This window comes from Paenibacillus forsythiae T98 (assembly GCF_000520735.1).
GTDB lineage: Bacteria > Bacillota > Bacilli > Paenibacillales > Paenibacillaceae > Paenibacillus_AQ > Paenibacillus_AQ forsythiae.
Map to the genome: position 1 here is coordinate 1 of NZ_ASSC01000136.1, position 9,271 is coordinate 9,271.

Below are 9,271 nucleotides of genomic sequence, written 5' to 3' on the forward strand. Positions count from 1 at the left end.
TGGTTGGAAAAGTGAGGTTCGCCACGGGCAGCCGATTTTTTACGATGAACGCATGCGAGACTTCCCGCCATAAACCGAGCGAGTCGGTCACCACCTGGCGGATCGTGAACGTATTGTTTGTTGTGAATGGCTTCGTAAAGCTATCGGACGCGCTAATCAAGCTCTCCGTTCCACCATTGGGCTTCAGGTAATATTTGTAGGACAGGCTGTCACCCTTCGGCTGATCGGCGTCATGAGCTGTGCTGGTAATTTGCAAAAGATCGGTCCGATAAATCGGCGTTAAGGTAGCATTCTTTCCAGTATCCGTCATTAAAGAGAAACCCGGAACCGGGGGATTGTCGATAATGAACGCTTTCTCGTTGGAGATGTCAGACCAGTTATTTTTCGAAAAGGCCCGGCCCTGTACGGAATAGAGCAGGAACCGCTCAAGGGATTGATCCGGCATTTTGAGCTGACGTACACTTCCCGCGCTGTCCGTATTCTCCACACTTTTAGCAAGCAAACCATCCTTCGTGAAAAATTCCAGCCGATACTTCTCCTGCGCATCATTCTCCGGATCGGTATAGGTCCACTTGATAAGCGGATCTCCCTCCTGTTCCGCGTCTATAATAGTCGGGTTATCCGCCGTACCGGCAGGGGCGGTCAGCGTCATCGAGGGCGGCAAATTTTCAATGACATTCACTTTCAGGGTGGCGATGTTCGATTTATCCCCGATTTGGTCCACTGCCCAATGCTCCAGAGTGTAGACGCCAAGCTTATCAAATGTCAGATCGATATTTGGACTGCGGTACATGGACACTTTTCCATCGCTGTTCGTTACGCGCCAATAATACTGCAAGCTGCTCTGATCGGACATGTCCAGATCTTCATCAGATGAAGCGAAGCTTCTTGTATCGAATTGATAGACAGAAGCGGGTCCGGATATCTGGGCCGTTGGAGGATGATTTTTGACTTCGAACATTTCGGTTGAGTAGGCCCTTAGACTGCCATCCGATACATTAAGCCGCATTTCCCAATTTTCGGAGATTGCATCCTTGTCGGAAATACCATTGTCTTTGATTATATTTTTAACGGTCAAGGATTGATTCCGGTTGCTCCCGCTCCAGTAATAGGAACCCCCGTTTAGCCGTCCATACCACTGGTAGGTCAGCGAATCCCCGTCTTCGTCGGGATCGGGAGTCAGATTTTCCATCGTGATTACGGTGTCCCGGTACACTTCCTTGGGCATGTTGAAATCAGCGACGGGAGGATGATTCATTACGGTCACATTTTGGCTGTAAGGCTCCGACCAAAGGCCGCGGTTGTCATGGACTCTCAACGTGATCTGATAATTGCCCACGCCAAAACCGGTCAGGCTTGGAGGCGTCCCCGCTCCGCTATACACTTGCTGCCATCCATCTTTAACGACCTTCCATTCATACAGATCCAGCGGATCATTGTCGGGATCGAAGGACTTGTCCGTAATGGCCGTCGCTTTCCGGTAAGACACTTCATTGGGGGTTACCGTAAACATGGCTACCGGAGGCAGATTACCCGCCGCCCCTACCGTCCGCACGCACCAATCGCTCCAGGCGCCCGCATCATTCGGCCCGTCAATGTCTCTTACCCGCAGGCGAATCTCATAGGGATCGCTCGTTGGAAGCGTCGAAGGCGGTTGACCCTCCTTCCATACCTCGGATTCGCTCTTTCGCCATTGCCATTCCCAGACACTTATGCCTTTATTGAAGTTTGAAATATGGTCAATGTCGTATGAGCTGTCGGAGAGCTGCAGGCTGCCTCCCGCCAGCTTGGCTGAGAACAAAGCGACCGGCTTGCGATGAACGAGAAAGGTCATGGAGGACAGGTTGTCCCGTCCCCACATCCGGTAATTATCGAAATGGTCATCATTTTTGGGATTGTCCTTGTGCTGAAATGAAGCAACATAAGCGCCGCTGTACGGAAAAGACGGGTAGAGCGAAGACCGCCAAAGCCCGCTGTCAAAGATACTGCCCATCGCATTATCGAAAAAATTAGGGTCATGGTCGTACATGTACCGCGTCGCATATTTCGGGTCATTTTCATAGTCGTCGTAGGTGGTGCTTATATAAACGGGACTATTCACAAGATAGAACGCCTTGTTTTTCAGACGATTGATTACATTGAAGGTGAGCGAAGCTTCGGCCTTCATATTATAACGGTCAACCACCGTCACCTTGGCTGAATACGTCCCGGGGGGAATAGAATCCGTAATCACATCAAGGGGAACGGAAAAATATTTCGGTGACATCGTGCCGGTTACTTTGGTTTTGCGGTAAAACACGTTGGGCACTTCCACGATCACGTCCAGATCATCATTGTCGGGGTCCCCGGCATAGCCCTCGAAGTTGAGCGTATTCAGTCCAGTTTCGTTAGCCAAGGTTACGTTGTTCTGAGAGATCAAGGAGAGGCTCGGAGGGTTATTTTTCACTAATGGAATGTCAAAATTATTCTCCCAATACCAATCCCTAACACGCCCTCCCCCCATCCAACCGGGTTCATAAAAAATGTCCCTGATGTCTCTTCTAATGGTTAGTTTTACAGGATCACTTTTCAATTTATTCTCCATTTCAGGATAATAGCTGCTTCCACCAAGAATACTTTTACTGCTGTTGATATAAGCATTGGTTACACAACCATACTCATTCATCGGGGAATATTGTGTATCATTATTGTTATCAAAAGAAATGCCGTCCCCAAACATTCGTTTATCCTCACCATCATAGTCGCTCCATGTGGAATCGTGCGCAGAAATATGCATATATGACTCAAGAGTTCTCTGATATGCGTATATCCCGGTGAAGCTTATTGAGTTTTCGTAACTCATCCACCGGTGAACATTTGCGCTGATATATGCCTCATTGATCTTGTACGTAAAATCTTTCGTTATTTTGTTAAAAGTAATGTCTGAAATAACAATTTCCGGCCACGATATCACCGTATGGCTATTAATAAAGCCTTCACGATAAGTATCATCTAACTTCCAGGCGGGAATATGGACGTCTGCGTATTGCACGATATTGGTGTCCAATGCATGAGCGACATTGGTGGATGTATTACCCGGAAACAGATCCGGATAATACGTCGGCAAGATAGCTAAAATTAAAAAGGAATATAGAATTCTATGGACTAATCTTTTCAAAATGCTCCCCCTCTCTACCAGGCCCAATCTCCCTGCGGCCCTCTGTTCTTCACGTCCACAATTCTTTCTGCGGCACTTTGGCTATCCGAATTTGCCGAACGCCGATCCCCAGCGGTAACAAATTCATCCAGAGTGGGTTGCCCGAACTCCTCCGTGGCCGTGTGCCGGATTTCGTACCTGCCGACTTCACTGACCTCCAGGTTCAATCGGTCCTCGTTGCCATGACTGAATACGACCCAGCTTTCATCCTCAAAGCTGCCGTCATTGTCGGAATCATACCGATACTCCCATAATCGGCTGACCAGTATATCATCGTCCGGCGAAAAGGAAAGGTCATCCAGGCTGATCGACGCTTTATTGTTGTTTTGCGGGTCGCGGTAGACGGTTCCAGGCATCGAAAAATAGATCTTCGGCGCTTCATCCGGCACAATGTCAAAAGTGATTGTAGTGGAATCCGAATAGCCTGCCGTATTCTCCACATAAATCGTTGCCTCATAAGTGCCCGGCTGCCGGAATAAAACATCCTTGATGTTTACGCCCGTCAAGGGCCCGCTGTACTTGATATCGCTGCTTGTCCCGCCGATGATCGGACGAATGGTGATTTTGGTCCGTTCATCTTTTAGAGGATAATGCTTCGGGCTGATGCTCTCATTGTAGATCGTAACTGCCCGATTTTGCTTCTTGGTCCCCCCGATTCTGAGCGCAGCGACCGGTTTAGGCTCAATCACATTCACAAATGTCCCTGTACTGTCCGACATCAGATCATTATCGACCACCGTCAAGCCGATGTTGTTCTGTCCAATCTCGCTCGAAGGATACCAGAGCGTTACATTCTGTTGATTGGGAGCCGAAGCGGCCGTCTTCGCACCAGTTGTTTCCCACAGATACCCCTCAACGGTTCCGTCCGGATCATAAGACCCGCCGCCGCTTGCCAGAAACTCTTCACCGGCTTTAACCGTATCCGGAGCTGATAACCTGGCTACAGGCGGATCACCTTTAGGCTCAGCCGGCTCCGAGGCAGGCTCAGGAAAGGAAATAGAGGGAGCCGTTTTATACACCTCTATTATTGCTCCAAAGGTCTGCTGCAAAGAAGTTATAGTTCCGCTCTTAGTCGTCACTGGAGACTTGAACCGTGCCACGACGGTTAACGTATACTCCTGCTTATAATTGTCACCGATTATTCTGGATTTCGGGATGATGAAGTCAAACTGCCTGTTGGAAGATAGCACCTTTGAATAGTCCTTTTTGGTTTGGAGTGTGCTTTCCTTGTCCTTTTCCTTGGCATAAAACACCCATTCTTCGATGTTAGAAGAATTTGCATAAGCAATCAACTCCCCCCGGAGAGACAGCTGTACCGGTACGTCCTTGCCATCGAACTTTGTGGGGTTCGGGCTGGGCTTCAGGATCGTGACGCCTCCGTTCAGGGTGGCGTCACTGGGAAGATTGTAATCGAAGGTGATCTTGCCGCCGTAGCTGTAGGTTGTGAGTTTGGCGGTGGCGGTGTAGTAGTAATTAACAGTGGCTGAGTAAAAACGACCCTGGACATTAGTGGTAATTGGTATGGTGGCTTCTTCGGTTTTATCTACCCATCTGTTATTATTCCCACCAATGTAGTGAGCGGTAATGATCTTACCGTTCTTAAATTTAGCTTCTTTTACATACGAAGAAGTGCTTTTAAGAATCGGTTGAATCGTGGTAGAGATGACGTATTGCTCATCAATTTTCTCTCCGGTGTCGCTGTACCATCCCCTCCCTGTTGTGCTTTGATCGGACATAGCGTTAACTAATGTTTTCGGCGGATCGGCTGAAGGCATTCCGTAGTCGGTTGCGTTCTTATCATAGGTCTCCATCCGGTCGTTTGCTGGGTTGTAGTCATTGATTTGCCATCTTCGACCATCCGAATAGCGCCAGATGGAATTACCAATGTTGGTTGTGAAAGATCCATTAAAACTGCTTTTGTAGCCATTCACCTCAATAGTTTTCTGATTACTAACACCTTTCAAAGTCACCTTCAGCTTGCCATTCTCAAGCGTTACCCCGCCAATCGTCTCGTTTGAGCCGACATATTTCAGGGTGGTGGTTTGTAATGCAGATGGTGTTACACCAGTCGGTAAATCAAGCAGGAATACCTTTGCGCTACCGTTATTGCCGACAAGTCCAGTGGTGATTGGAATAGCTACAGACACGGATTTCGTATCTGTAGCTTGTGCCAGAGGGATACTTGCGAACGTAAAAAGTAGTATAGCTAGTATCCACGTGGTTATCTTTTTCATCGCTTCGTCTCCGGGTCATTTACGACGTATTGGCTTTTAATTGCACCAATATGTTCAAGAAGAATTCCAAAATACTTAAATTCCCCTTCATAGTACAATGCCTGATAAGTAGTAAGCGATTGTCCAGGTTTTAGTTTGAAATCGTTAAGGGCTTCTGTGCTGTTAGGTTTAAATCTATTTGCTATCGGCATAACTTTATCAAGCTCTCCATTATTCATACCTGAATCAAAGAATAAACGCCACTTGTAAAGCATGTCCTTATAATTACGTTGAACCAGGTTTTGAGACTTGTTGGTTATAGTAATCTTCGTCCAAACAAAATATTTAGGATGGGCAATCATATCCGAAGAGTCCTCGTACTGGTACTTCTTCCTCAGCACCACCGCTTCTTTAGAATTAAAGTCCAAAATCATAACCTTATGCAGCGTATAACTCAGTCCTCCTGCCGTCACCGTAACCGGTAACTCCACATCCTTCTTCAACCCATACTTCGCCAAATTATCAGTCACAATTGGAGCCGTTGCTTGGGGCGCACCTGTAGCCGCCACGCGCGGCGCCGATGGATTCAAGCCTTGAGCTGATGCTCCCACCACCGAGAAAATTTGCGTGAGCAGCAGCGCAGCCGTACTTACCTTGAGAATTGTCTTTTTCATCAATGATCTCTCCTTTAATTAATATTAGCGTGATTTATCGGCAAAGACTCTCTGCCCTTAAGCACGGAAAGCTCCTTGCCGATAAACTGAAGAGCAATGCGCAGCGGCCCCGAAACCTGAAATCCGGCAAACCGCCGCCGCGCCATTGTCCTTCAAAAGAACCCTTAAATCCAAATGCTACTTGTTGTATTTGTACTCCTGAATCGCCGGCACCTGAATGTCTTCCTGGCTTCTGACTCTTGCGATCAGCACCGGATGCCTGGTTGTTATAACGGCAATAACCGACGGTCCTTGTATATACTTCGCAATTCCGTAACGACTGTCTTCATACAGGAAAGGGAAGGTTACGCCCGATGATTCATCGATCACTTCAAAATCAATAACCTCCACTTTGTAACGCAGGCGGCTGCCGGCGCGGGGAGTCAGGCTGTCATCCAGACCGAGATTGGCTTTCAGCGTCTCCTTAAAGCTTGCTTCCGCCGCAGCCCGGTCAATGACCAGCCGTCCTTCCGCGCGCTCCGACTCGTCCATGTTCTGGGCGGCATCGTGGACAGCCATATTGTTCGCATGCTTGAGCAGTTCCCGGTCAATGTCCCACTCCTGATTCTGAGCCTGAAAAAACCAGCTGTAAATAAAGATCAGCAGCACAAAAGCCAGCTTGATAACGTAATCCATAATGTCACCTTAATCGAGATATTCGCTCATAATGGAGCCGTGGCCGTAGTAATACGGAGATTGCGTTCCTCCGGAGAAGTCATACGGAAACATGGAAATCCGCGGAGCTTTGACAACCACATCAAGTCTCGTTCCTCTTTCCTCAACCGTCTCCGAGCTGCTGGTAATTTCAATGGACGATTCCGCGAATCCCAGGGCTTTCAGATTATTTACAACCTCGCTCCGCATGCCGGCAGTCACCATTCCTTCGGTTGCGGCTTTCTGTGTAATGTAGGAGGTGTAGGCCTTGACCTGCAAATCCAGCAAATAATCGATATAAGTAAAAATCGGCTGCAAAATGATAAACAACACCAGCCACATAAACAAAGCCCGGAGAACAGTCGCCTTCATGGTCTATATGCGTACTCCTTTCAAAAGCCTTAAAGGGCAGGACCAGACATTCGGCTAATACTGCTCCACCTGCTTCCTATGGGCAATAATGTCATCCTGGCTGCCGCCGATCATCCCTGTGGCAGACGTGATGAAGATTCCGGCAATGACAAACCCGATGGCGAGAAACAGGGCAACGGAGATTGAGTCTTTTTTCATCGGCTATCATGCTCCCAGGCGGAACGATACGTCAGACGCCGGATCGGCAGAGTTAAGCGGCTGAACCATGCTGACCGCCGGCACAACCGGACGGTTATCATCGGCATCATCTATAACGTCCCGTACGACAGGAATCAGAACGGCGATCACGATAGCGACACACAGAAACCCGATAGCAATAAACAGCCCCGTAGAAATAGCATCTTTTTTCATTTGTAAATATCTCCCTTATCATTTTATTTTTTTATTTGATGATTGAATATGACATATCTTTACTGAAACAGGCGAATTTCATTGAAATTCCCCTTGATGAGCATGATGTACTGCATAGCCAGCGTAACGATCATCAAAAAGGTGGCAATCGACGGAATCACATTAATAATCGAGCAAATATCCCCGATGAGAGACCATTTGCGCAGGTATTGGTCGCTCGATATTTTGGCGATCATCTTGCCCTGCTCCCGCAGATAGGCGGCGGCCTCCGTATCATCATCCATCCCTTCGGTAGCCAGAAGAATCGACCGGATATCGCCGATGAAAGCATGGCCCTCCGGAAACCGGTCGCAGAACCATTCGATCGCCCGCTCCGGCCCCTCGTCGACCGACCGTTCCGACAGCTCGTACAAATCATGACGGATGTGGACAAAATGTCCGGCCGCCCCGGCGCAGAAAGCGCCAAACTGCACATATCCCCGCCTGCGCAGCCGGTTGTTCTCATACAGCCGGAGAAAGGAAATCAGTTCGCCATCCTTTTGAACAGCGGATCTCTGCTTCAGCCAGGAGAGCAGCCAGCCGAACGGCAGATAGCGGGCAGGACTCGTCAAGCCGATAATCAGCGCAGCGATTAGCAGATCATACACGCCAAACGGCAATCCGCGAATATAATCACCGAGCACTTTAACGAGCAGATAGAGACAAGCCGCCGAATAACGGATTAAAGTAACTTTCCGTGCGGATACGGTTAAGCCGCTGGCATTCAGAAGCTGCTGAAGCCTGCCGTTGTCCATCCGTTCCCCGAATACATGCCATTTCTGCCGCAGGCGCAGCATATACCGTTCCCTTTTTCCCGTAGTGCTGACGAACACAAGTAAAGCGAGGTAAACGATGCCGAATACGGCGATTAGCATAAATAATCTGTCCATACCTGCCCCCTTAGTGGTAATCGAGCTTTGGCTTGGCCAGGATGCTGCTGATGACAAAGGACAGAAACAGACCTGAAACAATCACCATCAGAAAAGTCAAACCGGCTTTGGTCTGAAATTGCAGACGAAAGTAAACGCCGGGCTTCAGCATATAGATGAAGGTTCCGATGGAAAAAAACAGAACGACGAGATTGCCGTATAGTCCCAGACTGATCGCATCGCGGCTGTTCGCCTTGACCGTCAGGATCGTCTCCCGCTGCTGCTCCATCGAGCGGTTAAGCATAAGCAGCGAATTTTTCAGATAAAAGCCGCCTTCCTTCTCACAGTACAGCAGATCTGAAACGAACTCGACGGCAAAAGTGGTGCCGACCGCTGTGGCGAAACGCTGCGCCTCCTCAAAAAGCTCATGCTCATTGCTGTAATTGGCGAAGGAAGAAGCCAGTATTTTGAGCGGCGTTGCAAGCACATTCTCTTCGTCCAAAAAATCGGCGGTTCTGCCCAGCAGCGCATCGACAGGCAGGTGTGTAAACTTCGCGGCGATCTTCACCGCATCCAGCAGATGGTAGCTGCCCTTCACCTTGTTATGCGCATAGACATACCGCAGCCGCAGGTAAGGAAGCATTCCGGCGAGGACCGCCAGAAACAGAGACAGCCGCCACCAATCCCGCCCGGGACGGCCGCTATCAAACGACACCCCCTCCAAGAAAGGATTATGAAAGGCCAAATGTCCAGGCAGCTCGCGAAGCGTCAACAGACCGGACAGGAATACGGCAGGCGCCCAAA

At 48.9% G+C, this 9,271-nt stretch carries 8 protein-coding genes and 1 pseudogene; all 9 read right to left on the bottom strand.

Translation table 11 applies throughout. From position 1 onward, the window contains the following. Positions 1–2,395, bottom strand: a pseudogene (locus L692_RS27770) (hypothetical protein); the annotation flags it as partial. A 776-nt stretch (positions 2,396–3,171) separates the two neighbouring features. Further along, positions 3,172–5,430, bottom strand: coding sequence for a hypothetical protein (locus L692_RS0104920; RefSeq protein ID WP_025697730.1), 2,259 nt, complete (start codon positions 5,428–5,430; stop codon positions 3,172–3,174). After that, positions 5,427–6,083, bottom strand: a complete 657-nt coding sequence (locus L692_RS0104925; protein ID WP_025697731.1) for a hypothetical protein — start codon at positions 6,081–6,083, stop codon at positions 5,427–5,429. Before L692_RS0104925 ends, L692_RS0104920 begins: the two co-directional genes overlap by 4 nt. 177 nt (positions 6,084–6,260) lie before the next feature. After that, positions 6,261–6,758 carry a hypothetical protein gene (locus tag L692_RS0104935; RefSeq protein WP_025697732.1) on the bottom strand — a complete coding sequence of 166 codons (498 nt, stop codon included), beginning with the start codon at positions 6,756–6,758 and terminating at the stop codon, positions 6,261–6,263. A 9-nt stretch (positions 6,759–6,767) separates the two neighbouring features. Then, on the bottom strand, positions 6,768–7,148 hold the full coding sequence (locus L692_RS0104940) for a hypothetical protein (protein WP_025697734.1): 381 nt from the start codon (positions 7,146–7,148) through the stop codon (positions 6,768–6,770). 54 nt (positions 7,149–7,202) lie between these two features. Next, positions 7,203–7,346: a hypothetical protein gene (locus L692_RS31640; RefSeq protein WP_156940303.1), complete on the bottom strand. Its 144-nt coding sequence runs from the start codon at positions 7,344–7,346 to the stop codon at positions 7,203–7,205. Positions 7,347–7,352: 6 nt separating this feature from the next. Then, the gene (locus L692_RS0104950; protein WP_025697735.1) at positions 7,353–7,559 is read right to left on the bottom strand and encodes a hypothetical protein; all 207 of its coding nucleotides are present in this window, start codon (positions 7,557–7,559) and stop codon (positions 7,353–7,355) included. A gap of 59 nt (positions 7,560–7,618) precedes the next feature. Next, a complete protein-coding gene (locus L692_RS0104955) occupies positions 7,619–8,488 on the bottom strand; it encodes a hypothetical protein (RefSeq protein ID WP_025697737.1) in 870 nt (289 codons plus the stop codon). A 10-nt stretch (positions 8,489–8,498) separates the two neighbouring features. Continuing rightward, the coding region (locus L692_RS32405; RefSeq protein ID WP_036722018.1) for a hypothetical protein at positions 8,499–9,271 on the bottom strand (773 nt) is incomplete at its 5' end.

Excerpts from the sequence above, each read along its gene's own strand:
- L692_RS0104940 (WP_025697734.1), bottom strand. The coding sequence starts at position 7,148 with ATGAAGGCGACTGTTCTCCGGGCTTTGTTTATGTGGCTGGTGTTGTTT.
- L692_RS0104950 (WP_025697735.1), bottom strand. The coding sequence starts at position 7,559 with ATGAAAAAAGATGCTATTTCTACGGGGCTGTTTATTGCTATCGGGTTT.
- L692_RS0104920 (WP_025697730.1), bottom strand. The coding sequence starts at position 5,430 with ATGAAAAAGATAACCACGTGGATACTAGCTATACTACTTTTTACGTTC.
- L692_RS31640 (WP_156940303.1), bottom strand. The coding sequence starts at position 7,346 with ATGAAAAAAGACTCAATCTCCGTTGCCCTGTTTCTCGCCATCGGGTTT.
- L692_RS0104955 (WP_025697737.1), bottom strand. The coding sequence starts at position 8,488 with ATGGACAGATTATTTATGCTAATCGCCGTATTCGGCATCGTTTACCTC.
- L692_RS0104935 (WP_025697732.1), bottom strand. The coding sequence starts at position 6,758 with ATGGATTACGTTATCAAGCTGGCTTTTGTGCTGCTGATCTTTATTTAC.
- L692_RS0104925 (WP_025697731.1), bottom strand. The coding sequence starts at position 6,083 with ATGAAAAAGACAATTCTCAAGGTAAGTACGGCTGCGCTGCTGCTCACG.